General features: G+C 59.5%; 24 protein-coding genes. 9 read left to right on the top strand and 15 right to left on the bottom strand.

Translation table 11 applies throughout. The features are described 5' to 3' along the window. Positions 1–132: 132 nt before the first annotated feature. Complete coding sequence (locus tag AGR13A_RS21935) at positions 133–822, top strand: GntR family transcriptional regulator (RefSeq protein ID WP_035226000.1); 690 nt, start codon at positions 133–135, stop codon at positions 820–822. Positions 823–882: 60 nt separating this feature from the next. Here the strand turns inward: AGR13A_RS21935 and AGR13A_RS21930 are convergent, their stop codons facing one another. Continuing rightward, positions 883–1,326, bottom strand: a complete 444-nt coding sequence (locus AGR13A_RS21930; RefSeq protein WP_139786115.1) for a MarR family winged helix-turn-helix transcriptional regulator — start codon at positions 1,324–1,326, stop codon at positions 883–885. A gap of 86 nt (positions 1,327–1,412) precedes the next feature. Here AGR13A_RS21930 and AGR13A_RS21925 point away from each other — a divergent pair, with 86 nt between their 5' ends. Further along, complete coding sequence (locus AGR13A_RS21925) at positions 1,413–2,549, top strand: FAD-dependent oxidoreductase (protein WP_080839491.1); 1,137 nt, start codon at positions 1,413–1,415, stop codon at positions 2,547–2,549. A 63-nt stretch (positions 2,550–2,612) separates the two neighbouring features. Here the strand turns inward: AGR13A_RS21925 and AGR13A_RS21920 are convergent, their stop codons facing one another. From AGR13A_RS21920 to AGR13A_RS21910, 3 genes are all read right to left on the bottom strand, one after another. Further along, positions 2,613–3,446 carry an aldo/keto reductase gene (locus AGR13A_RS21920; protein WP_080839489.1) on the bottom strand — a complete coding sequence of 278 codons (834 nt, stop codon included), beginning with the start codon at positions 3,444–3,446 and terminating at the stop codon, positions 2,613–2,615. Between the two features lie 16 nt (positions 3,447–3,462). Further along, positions 3,463–4,503 (bottom strand): LLM class oxidoreductase, encoded by a 1,041-nt coding sequence (locus AGR13A_RS21915; RefSeq protein ID WP_080839487.1) that lies wholly within the window; start codon positions 4,501–4,503, stop codon positions 3,463–3,465. A 65-nt stretch (positions 4,504–4,568) separates the two neighbouring features. After that, positions 4,569–5,750, bottom strand: coding sequence for an MFS transporter (locus tag AGR13A_RS21910; protein WP_080839485.1), 1,182 nt, complete (start codon positions 5,748–5,750; stop codon positions 4,569–4,571). Positions 5,751–5,908: 158 nt separating this feature from the next. Between AGR13A_RS21910 and AGR13A_RS21905 the strand changes: the two genes are divergently transcribed. Continuing rightward, positions 5,909–6,832 carry a LysR substrate-binding domain-containing protein gene (locus AGR13A_RS21905; protein ID WP_080839483.1) on the top strand — a complete coding sequence of 308 codons (924 nt, stop codon included), beginning with the start codon at positions 5,909–5,911 and terminating at the stop codon, positions 6,830–6,832. Positions 6,833–6,930: 98 nt separating this feature from the next. Continuing rightward, positions 6,931–8,055, top strand: a complete 1,125-nt coding sequence (locus AGR13A_RS21900) for a zinc-dependent alcohol dehydrogenase family protein (RefSeq protein WP_080839481.1) — start codon at positions 6,931–6,933, stop codon at positions 8,053–8,055. A gap of 83 nt (positions 8,056–8,138) precedes the next feature. Here AGR13A_RS21900 and AGR13A_RS21895 read toward each other — a convergent pair whose 3' ends face one another. Beyond that, on the bottom strand, positions 8,139–8,579 hold the full coding sequence (locus tag AGR13A_RS21895; protein WP_208612421.1) for an RrF2 family transcriptional regulator: 441 nt from the start codon (positions 8,577–8,579) through the stop codon (positions 8,139–8,141). A 188-nt stretch (positions 8,580–8,767) separates the two neighbouring features. Here AGR13A_RS21895 and AGR13A_RS21890 point away from each other — a divergent pair, with 188 nt between their 5' ends. Next, positions 8,768–9,748 (top strand): alpha/beta fold hydrolase, encoded by a 981-nt coding sequence (locus AGR13A_RS21890; protein WP_080839473.1) that lies wholly within the window; start codon positions 8,768–8,770, stop codon positions 9,746–9,748. Positions 9,749–9,844: 96 nt separating this feature from the next. After that, positions 9,845–10,450, top strand: coding sequence for a class I SAM-dependent methyltransferase (locus tag AGR13A_RS21885; RefSeq protein ID WP_080840407.1), 606 nt, complete (start codon positions 9,845–9,847; stop codon positions 10,448–10,450). A gap of 115 nt (positions 10,451–10,565) precedes the next feature. On the opposite strand, the gene AGR13A_RS21880 is transcribed toward AGR13A_RS21885, so the two are convergent. Then, the gene (locus AGR13A_RS21880) at positions 10,566–12,509 is read right to left on the bottom strand and encodes a methyl-accepting chemotaxis protein (RefSeq protein WP_080839471.1); all 1,944 of its coding nucleotides are present in this window, start codon (positions 12,507–12,509) and stop codon (positions 10,566–10,568) included. Between the two features lie 327 nt (positions 12,510–12,836). Further along, a complete protein-coding gene (locus tag AGR13A_RS21875; RefSeq protein WP_080839469.1) occupies positions 12,837–13,727 on the bottom strand; it encodes a LysR substrate-binding domain-containing protein in 891 nt (296 codons plus the stop codon). 135 nt (positions 13,728–13,862) lie between these two features. On the opposite strand from AGR13A_RS21875, the gene AGR13A_RS21870 reads away from it, so the two are divergent. Next, positions 13,863–15,395: an MFS transporter gene (locus AGR13A_RS21870; RefSeq protein ID WP_308400321.1), complete on the top strand. Its 1,533-nt coding sequence runs from the start codon at positions 13,863–13,865 to the stop codon at positions 15,393–15,395. A gap of 35 nt (positions 15,396–15,430) precedes the next feature. Here AGR13A_RS21870 and AGR13A_RS21865 read toward each other — a convergent pair whose 3' ends face one another. Next, positions 15,431–15,916, bottom strand: coding sequence for an Lrp/AsnC family transcriptional regulator (locus tag AGR13A_RS21865; protein ID WP_080839467.1), 486 nt, complete (start codon positions 15,914–15,916; stop codon positions 15,431–15,433). Between the two features lie 119 nt (positions 15,917–16,035). Here AGR13A_RS21865 and AGR13A_RS21860 point away from each other — a divergent pair, with 119 nt between their 5' ends. Next, positions 16,036–17,253 (top strand): diaminopropionate ammonia-lyase, encoded by a 1,218-nt coding sequence (locus AGR13A_RS21860; protein WP_080839465.1) that lies wholly within the window; start codon positions 16,036–16,038, stop codon positions 17,251–17,253. Beyond that, a complete protein-coding gene (locus AGR13A_RS21855) occupies positions 17,253–18,407 on the top strand; it encodes a M20 aminoacylase family protein (protein WP_139786113.1) in 1,155 nt (384 codons plus the stop codon). The genes AGR13A_RS21860 and AGR13A_RS21855 overlap by 1 nt, the downstream gene beginning before the upstream one ends. Positions 18,408–18,441: 34 nt before the next feature. On the opposite strand, the gene AGR13A_RS21850 is transcribed toward AGR13A_RS21855, so the two are convergent. From AGR13A_RS21850 to AGR13A_RS21820, 7 genes are all read right to left on the bottom strand, one after another. Further along, positions 18,442–19,167: an alpha/beta fold hydrolase gene (locus AGR13A_RS21850; RefSeq protein ID WP_080839460.1), complete on the bottom strand. Its 726-nt coding sequence runs from the start codon at positions 19,165–19,167 to the stop codon at positions 18,442–18,444. A 26-nt stretch (positions 19,168–19,193) separates the two neighbouring features. Next, the gene (locus AGR13A_RS21845) at positions 19,194–19,889 is read right to left on the bottom strand and encodes an RraA family protein (RefSeq protein WP_080839458.1); all 696 of its coding nucleotides are present in this window, start codon (positions 19,887–19,889) and stop codon (positions 19,194–19,196) included. Between the two features lie 101 nt (positions 19,890–19,990). Next, a complete protein-coding gene (locus tag AGR13A_RS21840) occupies positions 19,991–20,962 on the bottom strand; it encodes a cupin domain-containing protein (RefSeq protein ID WP_080839456.1) in 972 nt (323 codons plus the stop codon). Positions 20,963–21,034: 72 nt separating this feature from the next. Next, positions 21,035–22,063 (bottom strand): LacI family DNA-binding transcriptional regulator, encoded by a 1,029-nt coding sequence (locus AGR13A_RS21835; RefSeq protein ID WP_080839453.1) that lies wholly within the window; start codon positions 22,061–22,063, stop codon positions 21,035–21,037. Further along, positions 22,063–22,827, bottom strand: coding sequence for an SDR family NAD(P)-dependent oxidoreductase (locus AGR13A_RS21830; protein ID WP_080839451.1), 765 nt, complete (start codon positions 22,825–22,827; stop codon positions 22,063–22,065). Before AGR13A_RS21830 ends, AGR13A_RS21835 begins: the two co-directional genes overlap by 1 nt. Continuing rightward, a complete protein-coding gene (gene hisD / locus AGR13A_RS21825) occupies positions 22,827–24,137 on the bottom strand; it encodes a histidinol dehydrogenase (protein ID WP_080839449.1) in 1,311 nt (436 codons plus the stop codon). Before hisD ends, AGR13A_RS21830 begins: the two co-directional genes overlap by 1 nt. A gap of 156 nt (positions 24,138–24,293) precedes the next feature. Then, on the bottom strand, positions 24,294–25,403 hold the full coding sequence (locus tag AGR13A_RS21820; protein ID WP_080839447.1) for an ABC transporter ATP-binding protein: 1,110 nt from the start codon (positions 25,401–25,403) through the stop codon (positions 24,294–24,296).

Raw genomic sequence — 25,403 nt, 5'->3', positions numbered from 1 at the left:
GGGAATCCGTCTTGCCTCTTCTTCATAAGATATCGTATACGATAATGAGACGAGACAGGCAAGTACCGATCGTATATAAGCTACGTTATTTGATCTTGCCGTTGCGCGTCGGGTTCTGACCATGGAGTAAAAATGCCGCTAAAAGCTCAAAACCTACCCTCTCTTGGCAACACCCCGCCGACGTCGGATATTATCGCAAAACACATACGAGAGGCGATCATAACGGGCGTCCTCGATGAAGACGAACCGATCCGTCAGGATGATATCGCGAAGCTTTTTGGCGTCAGCAAAATCCCGGTTCGCGAAGCGTTGAAGCGTCTGGAAGCAGAAGGTCTTGTGGAATTCCAACGCAACCGCGGCGCGGTGGTAACAAGCATTACCGAACCAGAGATCGCCGAAATTTTTGAAGTGAGGGCCATGCTGGAAGCCAACGCCCTGAAACTCTCGATCCCGAGAATGACCGAGCACACCTTCCAGCGCGCGGAAGATTATTGCAATGAATTCGCACGCGAGACCGACGTGGCGCGATGGGCGGAACTTAATTGGCAGTTTCACTCCTGCCTTTACGAGGATGCCAACAAACCATTCCTGCTCAATCTAATACGGTCGGTGAACGACCGGATCGAACGGTATCTTCGCATTCAGCTGACACTATCAGGCGGCACCGGCGTCGATGACCGGGAACATCGCCAGATCCTGGCCGCGTGCCGGCAGCGAGACGTTAATCTCGCCACCGATCTGCTTGTCACCCACATCACAAAAGCCTGTGAGTCCCTCTTGAGCAATCTCCCGAAAGTAAGGGGCGCCAAGGCGGCCAGCTAGTCGCGTTTTATTGGCATCAGCCCGAGGCTGCGCGGCGTCCTTTGATCGGAACAACCACCTTCAGCAACCTGCCAAGTTCGCGTGAATTCGATGGAGCATCTCCGTCAGCGTTCGGACCTCGTCAGGAGCAAGTCCGGCGAGCGCACGTTCATTGGTGCCACGCAGGACATCGCGTCCCGGCTCCAGCCTGCGATACGCCTCCGGCTCCAGGCATATCAGGCTGCTGCGTTTGTCGTTGGGATCCTGGCTACGCCGGATCAACCCATCCCGCTCCATTCTGGCCAGAAGCTGCGCCATGCTGGGTTGCTCCACCCCCGCAATGACGGCCAGTTCCTTCTGGGTTCGCATTTCGCCGTTCTTCAGGGCGACCAGAACGGGAAGCTGGGCGACACTGATGCCGATCTCCCGAAGTCCCTCGTCGTCAAGTCTCGCCAGCATCCGTGCAATCCGCCCGATAATCAGCGCCGGCATTTCCTGTGGTCGCCATTCGGCTTCTTCATTCATTCCTTTAGCTATCCCCGGGGCTTGCATTTAAACAGGTGCCTATATAAATAATATAGGAACCTATCTTTATTATGCGAAAGTCTCCCATGTTACAACATCCTATCGTCGCCATTGTCGGCGCAGGTCCGGCAGGGCTCATGGCAGCATCGATCCTTCAAAGGCACAATTGGAAAACTGTCGTTTTTGAAGCAGACACCTCGGCACAGGCACGCGATCAGGGCGGCACATTGGATTTGCACGCCGATACGGGTCAGCTCGCGCTTGAAAAGGCGGGCCTCCTACCCTGCTTTAACCGCATCGCCCGCCACGAAGATCAAGAGACCCGTGTGCTCGATTATCGGTCGGCGACAATTCTTGCGGAAGATCTGCCGGCTCCGGGCGAAGGCCAAAGGCCGGAGATTGATCGTCACGCCCTGCGCGAACTTCTCCTTTCCTCGATTGCACCTGAAACCGTGCAATGGGATCACCGGCTGAAAACGGTAACAGGCCACTCAGATGGCAAACATTCTCTCCATTTTGAAAACGGCAGAACCGAATGTTTCGACCTCGTCATCGGCGCAGATGGCGCATGGTCCCGTGTACGTCCGGCCCTGACCGATGTGCAGCCCGTTTACACCGGCACCACTTTCGTTGAACTGCGGATTGATGCAATCGATGAACGCCATCCATCCATCGCAGAGATGATCGGCCGCGGCAGCATATTTGCCCTGCATGCAGAAATGGGCCTCATTGCCCAGCGAAACGGCAATGGGCATGTCCGGGTCTATGCCGCTATCCCAGTCACCCCCGCAGAAGGCCAGCGACCGGATATGGCGCTGGCCGGCATCACCCGAAACGAGCTCCTGAAGCGGTTCTCCGGCTGGTCTGAGAAGCTTCTGAAGATGATTTTAAACGCCGACGCGATAACGGCGATCCGCCCGATCATCGCGCTTCCTGCTGGCTTGCGCTGGGCGCACCGGCCAGGTCTTACGCTTGTTGGTGACGCAGCACACGTTATGCCGCCCGTCGGTGTCGGTGTAAATCTCGCCATGCTCGATGCGGCCGATCTGGCCGAGGCTCTGGTTTCGGCATCCGATTGGCCTCTGGCTGTCGAGCAATTTGAAACGATGATGCAGAACCGCGCGGCCAGCATTGCCGAGGATGCCGCCTCGGGCTTTGCAGATATGTTTTCGCAAGACGCGCCCGCCGGCATAGTGGAGCACATGAACAGCCGGCGGGCGTAAGAAACCCGTTCCTGGTTTTGCCTTGCGGCCTCGGGACGGGTTTGCACCCCTCCCCTTTGCGTCTCAGGCAGCCTTGTCCCACAGGGGAGCGAGGCCGTCGGGCGAGACGATCCGGCCAGCAGGGCTGGAAAGGCCATGGATGGCAGCCATTTCATCAGCTGAAAGGGCAAAGTCGAAGATGGCCAGGTTCTCGGCGGCACGTGCCTCACCGACGGTCTTCGACAGGGCGATGATACCATCCTGATGCACCAGCCAGCGCAGAACCACCTGCGCCACCGACTTGCCGTGGCTTGCGGCAATCTCCTTCAGGACCGGATCGGTAAATACCTTGCCATCGGCCATGCCGTAATAGCCGGTCACGGCCATGCCCGCCTTCCTGGCAGCCTCGATCACCACCGTCTGATCGATATAGGGATGGTACTCGATCTGGTTGGTAACAATCGGCGCCTTGGAAAGACTGACCGCTTCGGCCATCAGCGCCGTATTGAAGTTCGAAACACCGATATGGCGAACCTTGCCGGCCTGCTTGACCTCGTTCAGCGCATCGATCTGCTCGGCGAGCGAAACCGCTTCATTCGGCCAGTGTAGCAGCAGCAGATCGACATAGTCGGTCTTCAGCTTCTTCAGGCTTTCCTCAACGGAAGCGACGAAGGCATCATGCCTGTAGTTATCGACCCAGACTTTTGTGGTCAGGAATATGTCACCGCGGGCCACGCCGGAACCGGCGATCGCCTCGCCGACTTCCGCCTCGTTGCCATAGATCTGCGCGGTATCCACATGGCGAAAGCCGAGCTTCAGGGCGTGCGGGACGATCCGCAGCACGTCGGCACCGGGTACGCGAAATGTACCGAAGCCGAGAGCGGGAATGGTGGAACCGTTGGCGGTTACAGTATGCATTGGTCTTTCTCCTTGGTTATTCCGCGGCATTTCTGACGGCGGGAGAGATATTGCCGATTACAGGCAGAACATCGCGCGACAATTCATCGATCACCTCGTTGAGGGGCCGTCGCGAGGGCCGCAGCAGAAGCGCGAGATGATCGACCCCTGCGTTTTCGAGGGCATGCAGATGGTCGATGAAGGCATAGCGTCCGACGCGAGCGCCAAAGCGGCGCGGTGTCGGCTGTTCATCCGGATTGTCGGCCAGATCGAGATGGAAGGCGCTTATGAAGGCACCGCGATCCAGCCCGAGAGCGGTGCGCGCGGCGGCCCAACCTCTTGCCTGGGAGGTGAGCCGCTCAAGCCCGTTCGGATAAACGAAGCGGCCTTCCATGTTGGCGGCGATCCAGTCTGGCGACTGCCGGCCTTGCCCGGCAATGACCATCGGCACCTGCGCCCGCATTGGCTTTGGCAGCAGGTCGAGGCTGGCTTCGATGCGCCCGTCGCCAAGCGGCAGGCCTTCGGTCTTCCAGGCATCGCGCAGATAACCGACAGCGTCCCGGAAGGCTTCACCGCGCTGTTCGAAATCAAGGCCAAGCAGCGGATATTCGACCGGACGGTCGCCGGAGGCGACGCCGAGAATGAGACGGCCGCCGGACAGCTGATCAATAGAAGCGGCAGCCTTCGCCACCATCATTGGATGACGCAGCGGCAGCACGATCGCCGCGGTGCCGAGCGCCACGTTCTTTGTGATGCCGGCAAGGAAACCGAGATTGACGAAGGGATCGTAGACCGAGCCCGCATCGCCAAAATTATTGGGATCGAAGACCGGAACGTCGCGCGTCCAGACGGCGGCGAAACCGGAACGATCGACCTGGCGGACGAGATCGGGATAGTGGGTGAGATCCGGTACACCGAAGGGACGGCCTTGCGCGACGCGTTCAGCTTCGCGGGCTGGCGCCCAGTCGTTGTCGAGCGGAAGCTCAATGCCAAGGGTGAGGCCGCCATGGGGCTTGCGGATAAGATCGAGCGCACCCGATTGGACTTTGGATGTCGTGGATTTCAATGCCGAGGACATGAAAATTCTCCGGAATGAGTTTGAGCAGACAGGCCCGGCGCTTCAAGTACCGGGCCTGTCAGCGGTTATGCAGTCTTCAGGGACACGGCGGCGCGGCGGTCGAGCGCGCTGCTCCAGAGCGTGAGAAGCAGGGCGACGGCAACGAGGATGGCGCCGACCCACGGGGTTGCAGCAAGACCCATCGGCGATTCCACCACCACACCACCCAGCCAGGCGCCAATGGCGATGCCGAGATTGAAGGCGGCGATGTTGAGTGCGGATGCAACATCAACGGCGCCGGGACGGTGTTCCTTGGCCAGCTGCACGACATAGAGCTGCAGGCCCGGGACATTGGCGAAGGACAGGAAGCCAAGCGCCACCAGCGTGATCAGGGTCAGGACCGGCGAGACGGCGGTGAACGAAAACACCAGCAATACGATGGCCTGCGCCAGGAAGAGGCCGATCAACGCCTTGACGGGATTGCTGTTGGCAATCTTGCCGCCACCGATGTTGCCGGCAGCGATGGCGATGCCGTAGAGCACGAGGATCAGGCTGACGCTGGATTCGGAGAAGCCGGTGACGTCCTGCAGGATCGGCGCAAGGAAGGTGAAGGCGACGAAGGTGCCGCCGTAACCGAGCGCGGTCATGGCGAAGACGATGAGCAGGCGACCGGAACCGAGCACGCGGACCTGATCAAGAATGCTTGCCGGCGGCGCCTTCTTGAGCGTATTCGGCAGAAGGGCGGCAATGGCGACAAAGGCAACGACACCGAGAGCGCCAACGGCCCAGAAGGTTGCACGCCAGCCAAAGACCTGACCGATATAGGTGCCGATAGGAACGCCGGAGACGATGGCGACGGTCAATCCCATGAACATCATGGCAATCGCCGAGCCACGGCGGTTTTCGGGCACGAGATCGGCAGCGATCGTCGCGCCAACGGAGAAGAACACGCCATGAGCGAAAGCGGCAATCACGCGGGCAATGAGCAAAATCTCGTAGCTCGGTGACAGCGCCGCGGCGGTGTTACCGACGATGAACAGGGCCATGAGGCCGAGCAGCAGCGGCTTCCGTTCTATTTTGCCGGTAAGCGCGGTCAGGATCGGCGCGCCGAACGTAACGCCAAGCGCATAGACACTGACGATAAGACCGGCAAGCGGCAGGGTGATGTGAAGATCGTTTGCGACGGTCGGCAACAGGCCGACAATGACGAACTCCGTGGTTCCGATCGCGTAAGCCGCGATCGTCAAAGCAAATATAGCCAAGGGCATGATAAATTCCTTTCCGCCCCACAATGCGAGTGAGGGGTGCTGAGACAGCAGAGTTGCTGGTTGAACGATTGCTGTGACGGAATATGAGCGGAGAGGGCTTGAATGATAATCGGGAGTATTGGATAAATACCTGTGAATTTCATTCATAGGCGGAAACGATGGACAACCGGACGGGTGAAATGGAAGTCTTCGTCCTGGCGGCGGAATTGCAGAGTTTTTCTGCCGCCGGACGACGGCTCAAAATGTCTCCATCGGCCGTCAGCAAGCTGGTGACGCGCATCGAGGATCGTCTCGGAACACGCCTGCTGGTACGGTCGACCCGGTCGATGATACTGACACCGGAAGGCGAGGTGTATCTCTCCCGCGCCCGGCGTATCCTGTCTGATATTACCGAGACCGAGCAGATCGTGGCTGGCGGAGGCAAAATGGTCCCGCGCGGGCTGCTTCGCATCAACGCGTCCGTGGGCTTTGGGGAACGGCATCTGCTTCCACTGATCCCGGCCTTCCTCGAGCTCTATCCCGAAGTTCAGCTCGACATCTCGCTAACCGACGGCATCATCGGCCTGATCGAGGAACGAACCGACATAGCCATTCGATCTGGAACCATGGACGATTCGTCCCTGAAGGCGCGCAAGCTTCTCGAAAGCCGGCGAGTTATTGTTGCGTCCCCTGTCTATCTCGAAGCAAAGGGCGCACCGCAAACGCCGCAGGATCTGGCCGACCACAATTGTTTCAGCTTCAACTTCCGCCGCACTCTCAACGAATGGCCGTTCCGGAACCCGGGAGCATCGGACATTTATCGCCTTCCGGTAACGGGAAACACCGCGGTAAATAGCGGCATGATCATGCGCCAGCTTTGCCTCGCCGGCATTGGACTGGGCAGGGTGGGGCAATTCCATGTACAGCCGGATATCGACGCAGGCAGGCTCATTCCGTTGCTCGAGGCATATAATCCCGAGGACCTCGAACAGATTCATGCCGTCTTCGCTGGACATGAGCATCTTGCGGCACGCATTCGCGCGTTTATCGACTTCCTGGCGGAACACCTCAGTGAAAGAGGAAAATCCGAGCCACTCCCGTAAAACCATCATCGAGCGGCGCCGTGCTGCAAACATAGCATTGCCATGCCGGATCGGCCCATTGCCGCGCAGCTGAAGCAAGTCCACGAAGGAGGGAATTAATGCAGGTCAAAGCCGCAATATTGCAGGGAACGGGTGCCTCTCATCCTTATGCTGTCAACAAGCCGCTCGTTATCGAGAATATAGAGCTTGCGCCACCCGGGGCCGGCGAAGTCCTTGTCCGCATTCGTGCAGCCGGCCTGTGCCATTCCGACCTCTCGGTCATCAACGGCGACAGGCCTCGTCCGATGCCGATGGCTTTGGGCCATGAGGCGGCAGGCATTGTCGAGGCGTTGGGAGACGGTGTTCGCGATCTTCAACCCGGCGACCATGTCGTGATGGTCTTCATGCCAAGCTGCGGGCATTGCCTGCCCTGCGCGGAAGGCAGGCCCGCATTATGCGAGCCGGGTGCAACGGCAAACGCTGCGGGAACGCTGCTTGGCGGTGCAACTAGGCTGAACTATCGCGGCAAGGCCGTCCATCACCACCTCGGCGTGTCGGCATTTGCAGAATATGCCGTCGTGTCCCGCAATTCGCTGGTCAAGATCGACCGGGATCTCCACTTCGTGGAGGCTGCGCTTTTCGGCTGTGCGGTCCTGACCGGCGTGGGCGCCGTTGTGAATACGGCTGAGGTCAAGGCCGGCTCGACTGCCGTCGTCGTCGGGCTTGGTGGTGTTGGCCTTGCCGCCGTCCTTGGTGCGCGGGCTGCGGGCGCCAGCAAGATCGTCGCGGTCGACCTTTCTGCGGAAAAACTGGCCCTTGCCAGCGAGCTTGGCGCAACCGCCGTCGTGAACGGGCGCGATGAAGACGCCGTCGAACAGGTTCGCGACGCGACTTCGGGCGGTGCGGATTATGCCTTCGAGATGGCCGGATCGGTTCGGGCGCTGGAAAACGCTTTCAGAATGACCAAGCGCGGCGGCACAACCGTGACCGCAGGCCTGCCACCGCCCGGCGCCGCCCTGCCGGTCAATGTCGTCCAGCTCGTTGGCGAAGAAAGAACGCTGAAGGGCAGCTACATCGGGACTTGCGTACCCGTCCGGGATATTCCGCGTTTCATCGACCTTTACCGGGACGGAAGATTGCCGGTCAATCGCCTGCTCAGCGGAAGGCTCAGGCTCGAGGACATCAATGAAGGTTTCGACCGGCTGCACGATGGCAGCGCCGTGCGGCAGGTCATCGAATTCTAAATCCGCGCCCGTCGCTCCCGGCCTTAATTTCCACCGGTGGCGACCTGTCGCTACAACGGCGACATGCCCGGCTTAAATGGAAGTCACCCGGCCGGAGACGATTTTCGGCTTGCCTGCAATGCCATCCCGGCTATCTGCGCCAGCGTCGTCTCGGAATAACGCGCCACAAGCTCATTTTCGGCCGCGGCATGGGCCGCTGCGATAATCGCGTTGGAGGCCTTCTCCACGGGGCAGGATGGATGGTCATGCGATATGGGGGCAGGTAGGATAAGACCGGCATTCAAGGCGCGCTGAACGTCCAGAACGGTCACCTCTTCCAGCGGCTTGACCAGTTTCCAGCCACCACCCCGGCCACCTTCCGATGCGACGATACCGTGGTCGCGCAACCCGCCAAGCGTACGGCGAACGACCACCGGATTGGTGTTGAGCATCTGTGCGATCCGTTCTGATGTTTCCCTGCCGCCAAGCAGCCCCATATGCACAAGCACATGCAGCATTCGGGCAAGCCTGCCGTCGGTTTTCATCACGACCCTTTCCGCAACAAAAATTGTTACACTATCTTGACGCAAGCGCTTTTCCGCAACATCTATAGTTACACAAATAGGGAAGCGCAATGCGCTGCGTCGCAGGCTTCTCCTGGTCACTTCGGCCCGGGATGTTCCGATCCCTGGCTTGCGGTGGCAACTGATTGAGAAAATCCGGGGTGAGAAAAATGATTGAAACAATCGTCAAGACGCGCACGATCGACATTAGCATCCTTGATCAGGGAACAGGCCCACTGGTTCTGCTCTGCCATGGATTTCCCGAAACCAAACATGCCTGGCGGCACCAGATCCTGTCGCTGGCTGCAGCGGGTTTTCGCGCCGTTGCGCCCGACATGCGCGGCTTTGGCAGGACAGATATTCCCGAACAGGTGGATCAATATACGGTCTTCCACGGCATTGGCGATCTTGTCGCCCTTATGGATGCCCTTGGTGAAAGCGAAGCGGTCATCGTCGGCCACGACTGGGGCGCGACCATCGCCTGGCAGGCCGCGCTCCTTCGTCCCGACAGGTTCAGGGCCGTCGTCGCATTGAGTGTGCCAATGATGGACCAGCCTCCCTTCCCGCCCTCAAGGATATTTCCGCAAGACGGGCAATCGCTGTTCTACACGCTTTATTTCCAGCAGGCGGGCGTCGCAGAAGAGGAGTTCAACCGGGATGTCAGCCAGACGCTCAGCAAGATTATTTACGCCGCAAGCGGAGAAGCGGGCGCACGGCGGCCGGGCGACGGCACGCCAAACCCTTTTGGCATGGTCAGCCGCAACAAGGGCCTTCTCGCAGAATTGCCCCTCCCCGCGCGCATGCCCGACTGGCTGCCTCCCCGCGACTTCGACAGGCTCGTCAATGATTTCAAGACATCAGGGTTTACCGGCGGCCTGAATTATTATCGAAACCTCGATCGCAACTGGGAACTACAGAAGGCAGTGAGCGGTAAACACGTCAATGTCCCGGCGCTGTTTATCATCGGCGAACGTGACACCGGCCTGGCCATTCCCGGCATGGATCAGATCATCGGCTCCATGCCCGACCTGGTGCCGCATCTGCTCGGATCCCACATCATTCCCGGCGCGGGACACTGGCTCCAGCAGGAACGGCCGAGTGAGGTGACAGGCCTCATCCTGTTGTTTCTCAATCAAGTCGCCTCCATCTAGAAAGAAGGAAATCCCATGACTGATTTCAAGGGACGACAGGTTGGCTATATCGAAGGAGCAACGCGCCAGGTCCCCGGCCTTGAAAGCTTGCATCGAATGACGTCGATGCTGCTTGGCGAGAAAGCTCCCGACAAAGGCCGGATTCTGGTCGTTGGCGCTGGCGGCGGGCTCGAACTCAAGGCTCTTGCCAAAGCCAATAAAGGGTGGATTTTCGACGGGGTCGACCCCTCGCCCGACATGCTGGCCCTCGCTCGCGAAACGACCACAGATTACGCCGCGCGAATTAACCTGCACGAGGGGGATATATCAGCGGCACCGGACGAACCCTTTGATGGCGCGGCGTGCCTTCTCGTGTTTCATCATCTCCGTTTGGAGGAACGCATCAAAACGCTGAATGGCGTGCGGCAACGCCTCAGGCCCGGCGCACCATTCGTGCTTGCCCATGTCAGTTTCCCCCAGAACGAGCCGGAACGTTCGATCTGGATAGATCGGCACATAAGCTATGGCGCGATTGACGGAACCGATCCTGCGAAACTTCAGGACGGACGGGCCGCGATGCGCGAGAGGCTCTCCATTCTACACCCTGAGAAGGAAGAGGCACTTCTCCGCGATAGCGGTTTCGACGGGATCACCAATTTCTATACGGCATTCAGTTTCAGAGGCTGGGTGGCCTATGCCGGACCAAACAAGCCTGGCGATTAGAATCTAAAGAACGGCTCACCGGCACCGGAGATCGGAGGCGACAATCTCCGACCTCCGGTGCAGTTCTTATGAAAGTCCTCTCATCTTCACGCGAGGCGTGAAAGAGCGGAGACTATCAAAATTCCTCCCAGTTATCAGCGGATGTGCTCAGTGCGGCATTGCCCGAGAATGCAGCCCTGATCTTTCCGCCAAGCGCGCGAGCGGGAGAAGCCGCAGGCCTGTCGACGGGCGAGGCCGCACGAACAGGCGCAGACGCCGCGCTGTAACCGCCTTCCGACAATTTGAACTGGGCGAGAAGCTGGTTAAGCGACGCTGCCTCGCGGGCCAGCCCGTGGCTTGCCGCCGTGCTTTCCTCCACCATGGCAGCGTTTTTCTGCGTGTCCTGATCCATCTGGTTCACGGCGGTATTGATCTGCTGCAGACCAGAGGATTGCTCCTGCGCCGATTCTGCGATCGCCGCCACGTGCCGGTTGATTTCCTGCACTTCCGTGACGATCAACTCGAGCGCCTTGCCGGTCTGGCCGACCAGCTGCACACCCTGCTGAACCTGGCTGTTCGATGTCGTGATGAGATTCTTGATCTCCTTGGCGGCACCGGCGGAACGCTGTGCCAGCTCACGAACTTCCTGAGCGACGACGGCAAACCCCTTGCCCGCCTCGCCGGCACGGGCTGCTTCCACGCCCGCATTCAATGCCAGAAGGTTCGTCTGGAAGGCGATCTCATCGATCACGCCGATGATGTTGGAAATCTCGTTCGCTGATCCTGCTATCTGCTCCATCGCGGCGACAGCTTTCTGGACCACTTCTCCCGACTGCTCCGCACCAATTTTCGCGCGACCGACGAGATGACCCGCTTCCTGCGCCCGTTTCGTTGAGTCCTTCACCGTCGTGGTGATCTCTTCCAGGGCAGCCGCTGTCTCCTCGACAGCCGCAGCCTGCTGCTCGGTACGCTTTGCCAGATCGTCGGCAGCCGAGCGGATCTCATTCGCACCCGCATCAATGCCGCGCGCATTCTGCGCCACCTGGCTCAGCGTCGATTGCAGCTGCTCCGCCGCCCTGTTGAAGTCACCGCGAATACCATCAAGGCTGGATACGAAGGGTTGAACGATCCTGTAGGTAACGTCGCCCTGGGAGATTTTCGAAAGGGCAGTCGCAAGGTTATCGACGGCAAACTGCACGTCGGCAGCCTCATTCGCCTTTTGTTTTTCCCGTTCGATCCGGTCCTTCTCCGAAGATGAGCGGTTGGCCTCCGTCTCATTCTCAAGCCGAACGCGCTCGATGGCGTTCTCACGAAACGCCTGAACCGCGGCGGCCATCTGGCCCACTTCATCCTTGCGGTCCATACCGGCAATTTCCGTGACGGTATCACCTGCCGCCAGCGATCCCATGCGCTCGCGAAGCCGTGCGATCGGGGTTGTTATGCCACGGGAAGAGATGAACAGGCCGAGGGCGATCAATGCCAGCGACACAAGCGCTATGCTGACCAGAGCCGTCCAGATTGTCGCGTTGGTGCTGGCCGTGAGGCGTTCTCTGCCATCATTCATCACCTGGATCAGCTGCTCGTTGCCCGCGCTGATCTTCGGCGAAACCTCGGTCATTTTCCGAAGCAGATTGAGCGCCATCTGCTGTGCTTCCGCACGTTGTCCTGCCTGCATCAGGGCAATGACCTGGTTACCCATTTCCTCGACTTCGACAACACCCTTGAGGATATCGCGAGCGGCTTCCGTGCGGGCTGGAACCAGCTCGATGATCTTGTTCTGCCGCTCTTCCAGCTGCTTGCGATCGGCTTTGAAGGTCTTGACTGCGGATTCGAAATCGCTGCTGGCAGGGTCATTGAGAGACGCGCGCAGCATCTGCATGCCGAGCGCATTGAGATTTCCGCTGGTTCGGGCGTTCAGCACCGCGGCAAGTGCCTCATTGGCAATGAAATCGCTGTAGACATCGTCGGTTTTTTTATATTGCAAGCTGACGTAGCTGATGCCTGAGATCGACATCAAGCTCATTAGCGAAATGACGAAAACGACCTTCGTTTTAATTTTGGTATTCTTCAGGAAAGACATGAATGGCCTCGGGGCAAGCGCTCTCCAGCTGCCCGGCCGGTGCGGGAAGCCAAAGAAACATATAAAGAAACATTGCGGGTAGCTGTGCCCCTCCTCATAGGGCGACAAGCGGATGTCCAGTCCGGGTCGCCGCTGGGCTTTCCGAGATGGGTCCACTTGTTCTACCGGCTCCACCGATGAAACCTTGGAACCTGCGTATTTTAGATTTCACAAAAGCACTAAATGAAGTGTTACCTGGGAGACGTAACCGGCGACAATTTGCGGCACCGCAAAATGCGTGAAGCGTTGGTACAGGCCTAGAGGCTTCTTCCCTGCGGCGTTTTTCGCTCAGGCTTCGACAAACAGCTTTTCGACTGCAAAATCAATGAAGGCGCGCAGCCGCGGCGCGATGAAACGAGCCGACGGCCAGACGATCGAAAACTGGCCCGGGGCGGCAAGGTATTCGTTCAGGACGGTCTTGAGCAAGCCGTCCCGGATGGCATCCGTCGCCAGGAATTCGGGCATATAGGCGAGCCCCAACCCGTCAATTGCCGCCGCCCGAATTGCCTCCATATTACCGCAAGTGAGAGCAATTCGCATGTTCGACAAGGGATTGTCGCCGCTTTCCAGCAACCACTCCTGAAACTTGCCCGAGGTGGGGAAACGGAAACGCAATGCATCATGGCCTGGTAATTGGCTGGGGTGCCGGGGTGTACCCATTCGCTGGAAATAGGCCGGAGATGCACAGAGAATGAACCGGAACGGTCCCAGACGCCGGGCCACGAGACTTGAATCGTCGAGCTCGCCGCTGCGGATTGCCACATCGAAGCCGCCTTCGATCAGATCGACACGCCTGTCGTTGAAATCGAGCTCCAGATCGACATCGGGATAACGTCGACGAAATTCGGGCACGATGGGAAGCAGAAAACGGTAGCCGATCGTTGGAAGCGTCACGCGCAGGCTACCCCGCGGCAGGGCCAAATTATCCGTGACAGCCTCATGTGCGTCGCGCAGATCAGTCAGTATCGCGCGGTACCGCTCGAAGAGCATCGCGCCTTCATTGGTCAGCGAGACCTGCCGTGTGGTGCGGTTGAACAGCCGCACGCCCAACGATGATTCCAGGCGCGCTACACTTTTCCCGACCGCAGAAGGTGACAGTCCAAGGCTTTGCCCGGCCTTGGCAAAATTCAGCCTTTCGGCAACGCGGACAAAGGCATCGATCTCACTCAGCTTATCCATAACCCGTGATTAGAGAATTTTTGTCCATAATGAAAGGTCTACGAGGCCGATTATCGAATTCATGCCGTTCGATGAAAATACCGCCTGACATGCGACCTGATCGTCGCGCCGGTAGTCCTCACCATTGGAGTTTTCATGAACGACGCCACTCACAGACCATCCGCCAGCCGGAATTCGGTACTGGCGGCGGTATGTCTTGCCGCCCTGACGCTTCCCTTGAACTTCTCCGCCGGCGCGGTTGCGACGCCGGCGATCGGACAGGATCTTGGCGGCTCACCGGAATCCCTCACCTGGATCACCAATGCCTTCATGCTTGCTTTCGGAAGCCTCCTGATGGCGGCGGGCGCCCTGGCAGATCGTTATGGCAGAAGGCGCGTGTTTTTGGTTGGCCTTGCGCTTTTTGTCGGGTTTTCCTTCGCCCTTGGGTTGGCGCCCTCGGTCTGGATCATCGATCTGCTGCGTGCCGGTCAGGGCATGGGCGCCGCTGCCGCGCTTGCTGGCGGAACGGCGGCGCTTGCGCAGGAATTCGACGGCCATGCCAGAACACGCGCATTTGGACTGCTTGGAACGACCTTCGGTGTCGGCCTTGCATCAGGTCCGCTGCTGACGGGCTTGATGATAGAGACAGTCGGATGGCGGGTAATATTCCTCGCCGGCGGCCTGATCGGCCTTATCGCCTTGATCCTCGGTCCGCCACGGATGCGCGAGACCAAAGACCCCGGCGCGGCGAAACTCGACTGGCCGGGTGCCGCGAGCTTTACCCTCACACTGACCCTTTTCACCGTCACAATGATCAAGCTGCCTGTTCTCGGGCCGGTTGGCATGGTCGCTTTCGGCCTGGGATTTGCGATGTCGCTCGCAGCCTTCGTCGTGATTGAAATGCGGACAGCGCGGCCGATGCTGGATCTGTCACTGTTCCGCTATCCGCGTTTCGTGGGTGTACAGCTTTTGCCGATAGCCACCTGCGCCTGCTTTGTCGTTCTACTGGTTATCATCCCGCTACGGCTGATCGGCATCGAACAACATGGAGCGATTGGAGCGGGATTCATCATGCTGGGACTATCGGCTCCCATGCTTGTGGTTCCCATCATCGCAACAATGCTGGCGCGCCATGTTTCACCGGGCCTCATCTGCGGCACCGGCCTGCTGATCGCTGCCGCCGGCCTCGTCTGGCTTGCCGGCTTCACGGCACAAGATGGCGGCATGATTGCACTCCCCATGCTTGTCATCGGCATAGGGGCAGGCCTGCCCTGGGGCCTGATGGACGGCTTGTCCATCAGCGTCGTTCCTGTGGAGCGTGCCGGAATGGCGACAGGCATATTCAGCACCGTTCGGGTTGCCGGCGAAGGCATTGCGCTTTCAATCGTCAGCGCGGCATTATCGACATTGATCTCGGCATCCCTCAGCGGGCTGGTACCGCTGTCTGCGGCTCTTTTGAACGACGCAGGCCAACGTCTGACAGTCGGCGATCTGGCGGGCGCGGCGGCAATATCATCCCGCATAGGCGATGGCGTCTTGCAAGATGCCTACCAGGCCGCGTTTTCCACACTTTGCTGGTGGCTCGCCGCGGTGACGGCACTCTGTGCAATCGCGATCCCTGTCCTCCTGCCGGGTGGTGCGACGGCCAAGGTGGCTGAGGCAGAGCCACGAACGGCCGCGCAAACATAAGGGAACCGCCTGCGCCAGCCGCCCCATTCCAGCGGTCAAATCGCGATGGACATGCCGACCTTGACCCTGTCCATCGCAACAAAGGTTCGGAAATGCTTGACATTGTTGTTTTCGAAAAACAGGCGGCGAGTCAGCGCCTCGTAGTCGCTCATGGTCTTGACGGTCACGATGAGGATGAAATCGGCCTCTCCCGTGACATAATAACATTGCTGAACCTCCGGAGCGTTCGCAAAAGATCGCCGCGCCCCTTCATAGAGATCCACACGTTCGCTCTCCATTTCAACCTGAACAAACAATGTGATGGACTGACCAATCCTTGCAGGGTCGAGCACGGCGATATTGGCCTGAATGACGCCTGAATCCTCCATTCTCTTTATTCGTCTTTGCACCGCAGGCGCGGATAAATTCACCATTTCGGCGATCCTTCTCTGCGGCGTTTTGTTGTCGCGCTGCAGAATGTCGAGGATAGCCCGATCCAGCTTGTCGAGAGGGACAACAGAGGCCTGTGAATTTTCGCTCATTTTACTGGTCACTTTCGATGCAAAACTGCACGCACACCAATGAAGTAGAGCGAATTTTCCGCCCCGCTTGCAATATTATTCAACCGCAACAGTCAGTCCAGCAAAGAGAACGGGACAATATGCTCATTAAAAATCTGCATGCCGACCATGGGGCCGCGCTCGATGGCGCAGATACTGCGATATTGAGCATTGAGGCCACGCAGGAGGCGGAACGGTTTCTGGCGCATCGCTACGGCCATAAGCCCACACCGATTGTCGCCCTGCCGGTGCTCGCACATCAACTCGGTGTCGCCGCCATCCACATCAAGGATGAGGGCCATCGCCTCGGGCTTGGAAGCTTCAAGGCGCTCGGTGGCTCCTATGCCGTCATACGTCTCGTACTCGAAGAGGCATCACGGCAGTTCGGCAGGAAGGTGGACGTGACGGAATTGCACGCATCCGAGGTGAAGGCCGTGGCCCGAAAGGTTACCGTTGCCTGTGCCACGGATGGAAATCACGGCCGTTCTGTCGCGCAGGGTGCGGAACTGGTTGGTGCAAAATGTGCAATCTTCGTCCATGCCGGTGTGAGCAACGAACGTATCGTAGCGATCGCTCGCTTTGGCGCGGAGATCATTCGGGTCAAAGGAAACTATGACGATTCTGTTGCAGAGGCTTCGCGGGTAGCCGAAGAACGGGGCTGGATCACGGTCTCCGACACGTCCTGGCCAGGCTATGAGCGGATTCCCGGCCTTGTCATGCAGGGCTACACAGCCCTTTTGGCGGAAGCCCTGCGCGAGTTGCCGGAACCGCCGACACATGTCTTCGTGCAGGCTGGCGTTGGTGGCATCGCGGCGGCCATCGCCGGCCAGCTTTCTATCCTCTTTGGAAAAGACCGCCCGTTTTTCACGGTTGTCGAGCCATCCCGGGCGGCCTGTCTCTTTGAAAGCGCAAAGGCCGGCCGGATTGTCAGAGTTCCCGACGATAAGGCGACCGTCATGGCCATGCTCGAATGTTACGAGCCGTCTCTCGTTGCATGGCGGGTTCTCTCCCGCACCGCAGATGCCTTTATGACGGTTGAGGATGACGACGCGATTGCCGTCATGAAGCGCCTGGCGGAACCGCCTGGCGCGGACCCCGTGATTGTAGCCGGCGAAAGCGGTGGCGCGGGCCTGGCAGGTCTGATCAAGGTCGCTTCCAGCGCCGAACTGCGTGAACAAACTGGCCTTGGCTCCGATGCGCGGGTTTTCCTCATCAACACGGAGGGGGCTACTGATCCGAAGCTGTATCACGCGCTCGTCGGCACTTCTGCCGACGATGTTGCCGCACAAAAGCGCGAACATGCCGGGGAGAGGTTCTGATGGTCGAGTGGCTGACGCTGCAGCAAGAGATGACGGCGTGGAGGCATGATCTTCACCGGCACCCGGAATTTGGTTTTGAAGAGCAACGTACCGCGACATTCGTGGCGGCGAAGCTGCGCGAATTCGGACTGGACGAGGTTGCCGAAGGCGTGGGTGGCACGGGTGTTGTCGGCACGCTGAAACGCGGTACTGGCGACCGCTCCATCGCCTTGCGGGCCGACATGGACGCATTGCGGATTGAGGAACAGGGTTCCCTCACCTACAGATCAACAAATGCTGGCGTCATGCATGCCTGCGGCCATGACGGACATACCTCAATGCTTCTGGGCGCAGCCAAACTGCTGGCAGAGGATGGCGGTTTCGACGGGACCGTTCGTTTCATTTTTCAGCCGGCCGAAGAATGGGGGAAAGGCGCACTTGCCATGCTTAATGATGGTTTGATCGAGCGGTTTCCATTCGACGAGATTTATGGTCTTCACAATATGCCCGGCCTGCCGGTTGGCGACTTCCGAACACGTGGCGGGGCAATGATGTCGGCCGAGGATGTCTTCGAGATCACGCTGAGGGGGATTGGCGGCCACGCTTCGCAGCCACAGGCTGGCAATGAAACGCTGGTTGCGGCCTGCGCCCTCGTCACAAACCTGCAAACCATCGTATCCCGCCGCCTCGATCCAACGGAAGTGGCAGTGGTCTCCGTTACGGAATTGATTACCGATGGGATACGGAATGCATTGCCGGGTCTTGCCCGGATTCTCGGCGATGCCCGCAGCTTCAGGCCGGAGATCAGCACCGCGATCGAACAGCAGATGCGCATCATTGCCGAAGGCACGGCGCTCGCTCACAATGTTTCGGTGGAGGTCGATTACAGGCGGGAATTCATATCGTTGGTCAATGATGCAAATCTTGCCGCGGAGGCCCTCGCCGCAGCGCGTAGCGTGTTCGGTGAGGCGGCAACCATTGCCAGCGCGCCGATCACGGCGTCGGAGGATTTCGCGCAGTTCCTCAGCCATGTGCCAGGTTGCTTTGCCTTTATCGGAAATGGTGAGGGCTCCGCACCGTTGCACAATCCGGCATATGACTTCAACGATGCCGCGCTTTCAGGCGGAGCAGGCTTCCACGTTGCAATCGTGCGACGCCGGCTACCGGCAGCGTAATGTTGATGCACCATGGCTTCTCGGCTTGGCGGCCCTATGCGCCGTTCAGCCAACGATCGATATGCAACGCCACCGCCTCGGCATTTTCAAGCGGAGCAAAATGACCGGCATTGGCGATCAATTGCAGATTCGCGCCCGCAATACCGTTCGCTATTTCATACTGCGCCTCGATCGGGCATATCTGCTCATGCTCGCCGGCCAGCACCAGCGTTGGCATGCCGATTGCAGCCAGCCTCGGCCTGCTGTCTGCGCGGTGAATGGCGGCTTCCGCCTGCGTTTCAAGATTGTCCGGCCCACAGTCACGCGCCATCGCCACAATTTCTTCACGCAGACCAACATCGCCGACGTTAGCCGGAGCGACGAGCCGTTCCCACCCGTCGAGTATGAACGTGTCCATGCCCATTGTTCTTGCCCGCTCGACTGCCCGACGCCGAATTTCCGCGTTTGCGGGTAAGTCTGGTCGCGCCGTGGAATCGATCAGGGCCAGTTTTGCCACGCGATGAGGCATCTGCGCCACCATCTCGAGCGCGCAGATGCCTCCGAGCGAAAATCCAGCGAGCAGGAACACGGGTGGCGCCGCCGCAAGCACACTTCGGGCAATATCCGGCATCGTCCGGCCACCCGTCATGTCGCCGATAATAACGGGATAATCTCCTAACCGATCGATCAGGGGCTGGAAGATGCGCCGGTCGCAGGCGGTTCCGGGAAGAAGCAGGAGCGGAGGCTGCCCATCTGCTGCGTGTTTCGGACCTTTCTCCAACGCAAGTCCCCCGCCGTTTTGTCCGGTCAAGTGCGCGCGGCCTCGAATGAGGCCCAGGCCTCTTCGAATTTCGCAAGATCGAAATCTTTCCGCCGAGCGGGTTCCAGAATAAGCCGCTCCGTCGCCTGCAGCTTATCAATCGCAGCAGCGAGGACGGGGATGATGTCGGGCGGGATGACGACGGCTCCATGACGATCCGCATGGACGAGATCGCCCGGCGCAACTGTCATTCCGAAGACCGTGACGGGCGTGCCGATTGCCTCGACACGGACGAAAGCATGACTTGGGCCGACCGAACCGGCAATCATCGGAAAGTCGTCCGGAACATCGCCGAGATCACGCATGACGCCATTGGTCAGCACCCCGGATAGACCCAGTCCCCGGTGTACCGTTGCATTGATCTCGCCCCAGAAGGCGCCGACGCAATGGGGGAAGTCCAGGTCCTCGACGACGGCTATGGACGGCGCATCGCCACCTGCCATGTGCCGGTAATAGTCCCGGCGCCGGGCCTTGATAGTGGCGGGATCTTCGCTTGAAGGAACAGCCGCAGCGATCTTCGCCGTGCGGGCATAACCGACGGCGGGCGCAGCCGCGGGGGCCGAAGAGATCACCGTACCTCGGGTGAATGCATTGAACCCGCGTTTGCCCTGCGCCACCTCGATCGCATTGCAGACGGTTGGTGTATCGACCTTGCGCAGCAGGGCCAGGAGAGTGTCGTCCAAGTGTCATCCTCCGATGCATCAGGTTAAATCAGACGTCTCGTCCGATACCTGCTTTTGTCTGGAACCGCGGCGGCAGGTATGCCGCCGCTTTGCATCCAATTTCAGCCGCGCCAGGTAAGGCCTGCTTTTTCGCCAGTGGCAACGACGCGATAAAGACTGGCCTCGCCGGTCATCGAAGGCACGAGGCTGTGTTTCAGGCCCGGGGGAACGGCGCAGGTATCGCCCGGCGCCAGCACGGCGGTGCCACCGTCCCAGACAAGCTTCCAGTGGCCACGCATGACCATCAGCACCTCATGGCGCTCGTTGACATAGGCGGCTTCCGGAATGGACCCGCGCGTCAGAAGCTCGACCTCAAAGCCCGGCTTGTCCCGCAGCAATGCATTTTCACCGATCACCTTGGCCGGAGCCTTCTGGGCGAGCGCCATCAGGTCCCAGTAACGGGCGACATAGTCACGCACCACGTCGGTGACTGGCGTTTCGGGGAAGCCCTTCAGTTCCTCGTCCGTCAGCAGCGGCATCGGCTTGATACCATCGGGCAGCGTGTGGCCCTTTTTGCTGTCATAGAGCTTACCGTTTTCGCCAAGAACCAGCCCGTGGTCCCTGGCATCCTCGATAACCTGCGGTGCCCAGATCACGCCACCGCCCGCATCGTCGCCACCAAGGATCGCCATGATCATCCCATAGTCGGTTCCGATATTTTCGAAACCGCGGAAGATGCCGGTCGGGATATTGAAGATATCTCCTTCCTCAAGCACCACTTCACCGGCATTGCCCCAGCGGCCCCAAAAGAAGCGCCAACGCCCCTTGAGGACGAAGAACACCTCTGCGGTGCGGTGCGAATGCAGCGAGTTGCGGCATTTGGGCGGCTGCCCTGCGGCCCCGATATTGAAGCCGGGGGTGTCCTTGATGTGAACGTGCTGATCAGCACTTTCCGAGACGCCACCACCGATGATCGTGAAGTTCTCCTTGCTGTTCGAGCCCGGTGTATGGGCGTCGATGAAGGCAGTGCGGCATGGCTTCAAATCGCCATAACGAACGATCCGTCTTTCCATTTCTTCCTGGGAGATCTGCATTTTTCAGCCTTTCATACGTATGCAAAATGGGTTGCGGTCAGTGCTTCTCCATCCCTTCCGGGATGGGGAGGCTTAGCGTCTCACTTCTGTAGGAGCTGTTTGGAGGGTCGAGCCACGCAGGACCAGGGCACCATCAAGGACGACACGGCGCGCGGCACCATCGCCCTGCTTGATGCTCTGCATCAGCGTCGCAACCGTCTCGCCGACCATGTCGTCGACATTCTGGCGGATGGTCGTGAGATTGTATGCCGGCCAGCGCGCCGGCGGCACATCGTCGAAGCCGACGACCGAAACGTCGCCGGGAATGCTCAACTTCAATTCAAAGCGCAGCACGTCCATCACGGCAAATGCCATGTGGTCGTTGCAGACGAAGACGGCATCGGGGCGATCCGGCCCGGCGAACATCCGCCGCGCCGCCGCCTGCGCCTCTTCATAACGGAAATTGCCGACTTCACGGGCAAAGAGCGTGAGCCCCGCCGCTTCCAGCCCTTCCCGAAAACCCTGTTCGCGGTCACGCTGCGTCGAGGCGCCTTCAAAGCCAGCGATATAGCCGCAACGCGTGTGACCAAGCGACACGAACAGATCGGCCAGTTGGCGCCCGCCGGCGCGGTTGTCCGAAGTGACGGCCGAGAGCCGCATATCATCCTGCGACCGGTTGAACAGTACGATCGGCACGCCAGAGGCATGGCAGCGCGCCGCAAGTTCGGACGACATGTTCGCCGATGCCAGAACGATGCCATCCACCTGATAGTCCAGAATTTCCTGGGTGATCTGGTCGACATTTTCGGAGGCGATCGAGGAGATGAAGACCAGAACATGGTAACCCTGATCCTGAAGCGCTTTCGACAGCCGCTCGACAACCTCCGGGTAGAAGTAGTTTTCCAGATAGGCGACGACGAGACCGATGATGCGGCTGCGCCCGGTAATCAGCGAGCGGGCGAGAACGTTCGGCCGGTAACCGAGCTGTTCGGCTGCATCCCTGATCTTCTCGGATGTCTTCTTGGAAACCGAGGTGCCCGGCGTGAAGTACCGTGAGACTGCCGATTGGCTTACGCCCGCCAGGCGCGCAACATCGTTCGAAGTGATCTTATCGTTTGCCATCAGTCTGCCGTCCAACCCCCATCGACCATCAGCGCGGTTCCTGTCACCATCGCCGCCGCGTCGCCGGCAAGATAGGTGACCGCGGCCATAATGTCTTCAACACGACCGATGCGGCCAAGCTTGATTTTCTCCTTTATCCACTGAACCCGTTCCGGTTGAGAAAAGGTTTGCTCGGTCAGCGGCGTCTCGATGAAAGTCGGGCAGATCGTATTGACCCGGATGCCTTTCGAGCCCCATTCGATCGCCATCGACTTCGTAAACCCCTCGACGGCATGTTTCGTGGCGCTGTAAACCGCCCGGTCGATGCCGCCGACATGGGCCATCTGAGAGGAAATATTGATCAGGGAACCCGGCTGGCCGGCGTCAATCAGCCCTCTGGCCACCGCGCGGGTCAGGAAATAGGCGCCGCGCACGTTCAAAGAGAAGACGGCATCGAAGTCAACAGGGGTCGTTTCAAGCGCCGGCCCATGTCGGGCGATACCCGCGCTGTTGACGAGCACCTGGAACGGTCCTTGGTCATCAACCTGAGCCTGCGTCGCCTCGACATCGGCAATATCCATCACCATTGCTTCAGCCGATAAACCTTCGGACCGGATAGCCTCCACCACCTCATCGAGTTTTTCCGCCGATCTGGCGGCAAGCACCACATGCGCGCCCGCCTCTGCCAACGCGACCGCGCAGCCGAAGCCGATGCCGGACGATGCACCGGCGACGAGAGCGCGTTTGCCGGCAAGGCGAAAGGAGGGCGTGCGGGGGATCTGCATCAGGCGGCCGCCTCTCCGTAAGGAATATTGCGGCCACCATAACGGCGAACCCGGACATTGGCCTGCTCGGCATGGCCGACGAAGCCTTCCAGCAGGCAGAGACGCGAGCAATAGGCACCCACTTCGGCCGCGGCCTCGTCAGTCAACACCCTCTGGTAGGAGTGCGTCTTCAGAAACTTGCCGACCCAGAGACCGCCGGTATACCGGCCGGCCTTCCTGGTCGGCAGCGTATGGTTGGTGCCGATCACCTTGTCGCCATTGGCAACATTGGTTCGCGGGCCGAGGAACAGCGCACCGTAGGAGTGCATGTTCTCCAGGAACCAATCGTCACGGTCGGTCATCACCTGAACGTGTTCGGAGGCGATATCGTTGGCAACTGCCAGCATCTCCTCATAGGTGTCGCAGACGATGACCTCGCCGTAGTCGCGCCAGGAGGCGCTTGCTGTTTCCGTGGTTGGAATGATCGCCAGCAGGCGCTCGACTTCGGCCAGCGTCTGCCTTGCCAGCCTCTCGGAATTGGTCAAGAGGACGGATGGCGAATTATAGCCATGTTCCGCCTGGCCGATCAGGTCGGTGGCGCACATCTCGGCATCCACCGTCTCATCGGCAATCACCATCGTCTCGGTTGGACCCGCAAAGAGATCGATGCCGACGCGGCCATAAAGCTGGCGTTTGGCCTCGGCTACGAAGGCGTTGCCGGGACCGACCAGCATATCGACAGGCTTAATCGTCTCCGTGCCCAGAGCCATTGCGCCAACGGCCTGCATGCCGCCCAGCACGTAAATCTCGTGGGCGCCGGCCTTGTGCATGGCCGCAACGATCGCCGGATGCGGCTCGCCCTTTTGCGGCGGAGCGGATGCGACGATGCGCGGAACGCCTGCAACGGACGCCGTCAGCACCGACATATGGGCAGAGGCGACCATCGGAAACTTGCCGCCGGGCACATAGCAGCCAACCGACTGAACCGGAATGTTGCGGTGACCAAGGATCACACCAGGCAGCGTTTCCACCTCGATATCGGTCATCGAGGCGCGTTGGGCCTGTGCGAAACGGCGGATCTGCGCCTGGGCAAAATCGATATCGGCCATATCGCGCGCCGAGACCCTGGACATTGCTGCCTCAATCTCGGACGGGCTGAGCTTGAATGATGGCGGTGAAAATTTGTCGAATTTCTCCGAAAGCGCGCGCACGGCAGCGTCGCCACGCGTCTCGATGTCCTTCAGCGTCGACTCCACGATCGTACGAACCTTCGCATCGTCTTCAGACCGTTGCGCCTCTGGCTTTCCGCGCTTGAGATAGGTGACTGTCATGTGTTTCTTTCCTTGGCGTTTCAGCATGCGAAAACGCAATGCTGCTCGGAAACTTCAATCGCCTTCCCTTCCAGTAGCACCGCTACAAGTAGTTACCGGCAAATGCATACGTATTCAATAGGTTCTGCTATCATCCAGCGCAATTTGAAAGGGTCGTTACCCCTGCAATTGCGGACGGCTGATATTTGCCCCAAGCGAGTGCTCCATGGAGGGCAAGTCAATGCGTTCTCCCGTGGCAGCGTCAAAGAGGTGCAGACGGGATGCGTTCAACTCGATCGCGACCGTATCCCCCGGTTTTCCGCGCCATGACCGCGGCGCTCTTACGATGATCCGGTCCTTGCCCAGCTGGACGGTGATGTAGTTGGATTCGCCGGTGAGCTCGATGGCATAGATGCTGCCGGTGAGATCGCCGGTCGTGCCCTCGGCGACCGACATGTCTTCGGGGCGGATACCGAGAACCATTTTGCCCTTTCCAGGCAGCTGCTGCCGGCCAAGAGAAAGGGCGTCCGAACAGAAGACGCCATCGGTGGTCTCGCCGGAAATGAGATTCATCGGGGGCGAGCCGATAAAACCGGCGACGAACAGGTTTGCGGGCCGGTCGTATATTTCTTCCGGTGGCGCAAGTTGCTGAATGACGCCCTTGTTCATGACGGCAACCCGATCAGCCAATGTCATGGCTTCGATCTGGTCGTGCGTGACGTAGATGGTTGTCACGCCAAGCTGATGCTGCAGATGCTTGATTTCCGCGCGCATGGTGACCCGCAGTTTCGCATCGAGATTGGAGAGCGGTTCGTCCATCAGGAACACTTTGGGCGTGCGCACGATGGCGCGCGCCAGCGCCACGCGCTGACGCTGGCCGCCCGACAGCTCACGGGGCTTGCGCCCGAGAAGCGGCCCAAGCTCGACCTTCTCGGCTGCAGCCTGAACCTGACGTTCCCGCTCCGTCTTGGGAACGCCACGCACCTTGAGCGGATAGGCGATGTTGCCTGCCACCGTCATATGCGGATAGAGACCGTAGTTCTGAAAGACCATCGCCACGTCGCGGTCCTTGGGCAACATGTTGTTGACGACCTTGTCTCCGATCCGCAATTCGCCCGCGCTCGCCTCTTCCAGTCCGGCCACAATGCGCATCGTCGTCGTCTTGCCGCAGCCAGATGGTCCCAGCAGCACCAGAAACTCGCCGTCGGCGATGGACAGATTGAGCTTGGGCAAGGCAACGAAGGACCCGAAGCGTTTTTCGATATCGGTGAGGTTTACTGACGCCAC

Source organism: Agrobacterium genomosp. 13 str. CFBP 6927 (assembly GCA_900012615.1).
GTDB lineage: Bacteria > Pseudomonadota > Alphaproteobacteria > Rhizobiales > Rhizobiaceae > Agrobacterium.
The sequence above is the reverse complement of the archived record's forward strand: the minus strand, read 5'-3'. Positions and strand labels throughout refer to the sequence as shown.

Excerpts from the sequence above, each read along its gene's own strand:
- AGR13A_RS21855 (WP_139786113.1), top strand. The coding sequence starts at position 17,253 with ATGGTCGAGTGGCTGACGCTGCAGCAAGAGATGACGGCGTGGAGGCAT.
- AGR13A_RS21835 (WP_080839453.1), bottom strand. The coding sequence starts at position 22,063 with ATGGCAAACGATAAGATCACTTCGAACGATGTTGCGCGCCTGGCGGGC.
- AGR13A_RS21905 (WP_080839483.1), top strand. The coding sequence starts at position 5,909 with ATGGACAACCGGACGGGTGAAATGGAAGTCTTCGTCCTGGCGGCGGAA.
- AGR13A_RS21875 (WP_080839469.1), bottom strand. The coding sequence starts at position 13,727 with ATGGATAAGCTGAGTGAGATCGATGCCTTTGTCCGCGTTGCCGAAAGG.
- hisD (WP_080839449.1), bottom strand. The coding sequence starts at position 24,137 with ATGACAGTCACCTATCTCAAGCGCGGAAAGCCAGAGGCGCAACGGTCT.
- AGR13A_RS21890 (WP_080839473.1), top strand. The coding sequence starts at position 8,768 with ATGATTGAAACAATCGTCAAGACGCGCACGATCGACATTAGCATCCTT.
- AGR13A_RS21885 (WP_080840407.1), top strand. The coding sequence starts at position 9,845 with ATGACGTCGATGCTGCTTGGCGAGAAAGCTCCCGACAAAGGCCGGATT.
- AGR13A_RS21830 (WP_080839451.1), bottom strand. The coding sequence starts at position 22,827 with ATGCAGATCCCCCGCACGCCCTCCTTTCGCCTTGCCGGCAAACGCGCT.
- AGR13A_RS21870 (WP_308400321.1), top strand. The coding sequence starts at position 13,863 with ATGAACGACGCCACTCACAGACCATCCGCCAGCCGGAATTCGGTACTG.
- AGR13A_RS21895 (WP_208612421.1), bottom strand. The coding sequence starts at position 8,579 with ATGAAAACCGACGGCAGGCTTGCCCGAATGCTGCATGTGCTTGTGCAT.
- AGR13A_RS21865 (WP_080839467.1), bottom strand. The coding sequence starts at position 15,916 with ATGAGCGAAAATTCACAGGCCTCTGTTGTCCCTCTCGACAAGCTGGAT.
- AGR13A_RS21910 (WP_080839485.1), bottom strand. The coding sequence starts at position 5,750 with ATGCCCTTGGCTATATTTGCTTTGACGATCGCGGCTTACGCGATCGGA.
- AGR13A_RS21925 (WP_080839491.1), top strand. The coding sequence starts at position 1,413 with ATGTTACAACATCCTATCGTCGCCATTGTCGGCGCAGGTCCGGCAGGG.
- AGR13A_RS21935 (WP_035226000.1), top strand. The coding sequence starts at position 133 with ATGCCGCTAAAAGCTCAAAACCTACCCTCTCTTGGCAACACCCCGCCG.
- AGR13A_RS21930 (WP_139786115.1), bottom strand. The coding sequence starts at position 1,326 with ATGAATGAAGAAGCCGAATGGCGACCACAGGAAATGCCGGCGCTGATT.
- AGR13A_RS21880 (WP_080839471.1), bottom strand. The coding sequence starts at position 12,509 with ATGTCTTTCCTGAAGAATACCAAAATTAAAACGAAGGTCGTTTTCGTC.
- AGR13A_RS21920 (WP_080839489.1), bottom strand. The coding sequence starts at position 3,446 with ATGCATACTGTAACCGCCAACGGTTCCACCATTCCCGCTCTCGGCTTC.
- AGR13A_RS21840 (WP_080839456.1), bottom strand. The coding sequence starts at position 20,962 with ATGCAGATCTCCCAGGAAGAAATGGAAAGACGGATCGTTCGTTATGGC.
- AGR13A_RS21900 (WP_080839481.1), top strand. The coding sequence starts at position 6,931 with ATGCAGGTCAAAGCCGCAATATTGCAGGGAACGGGTGCCTCTCATCCT.
- AGR13A_RS21915 (WP_080839487.1), bottom strand. The coding sequence starts at position 4,503 with ATGTCCTCGGCATTGAAATCCACGACATCCAAAGTCCAATCGGGTGCG.
- AGR13A_RS21860 (WP_080839465.1), top strand. The coding sequence starts at position 16,036 with ATGCTCATTAAAAATCTGCATGCCGACCATGGGGCCGCGCTCGATGGC.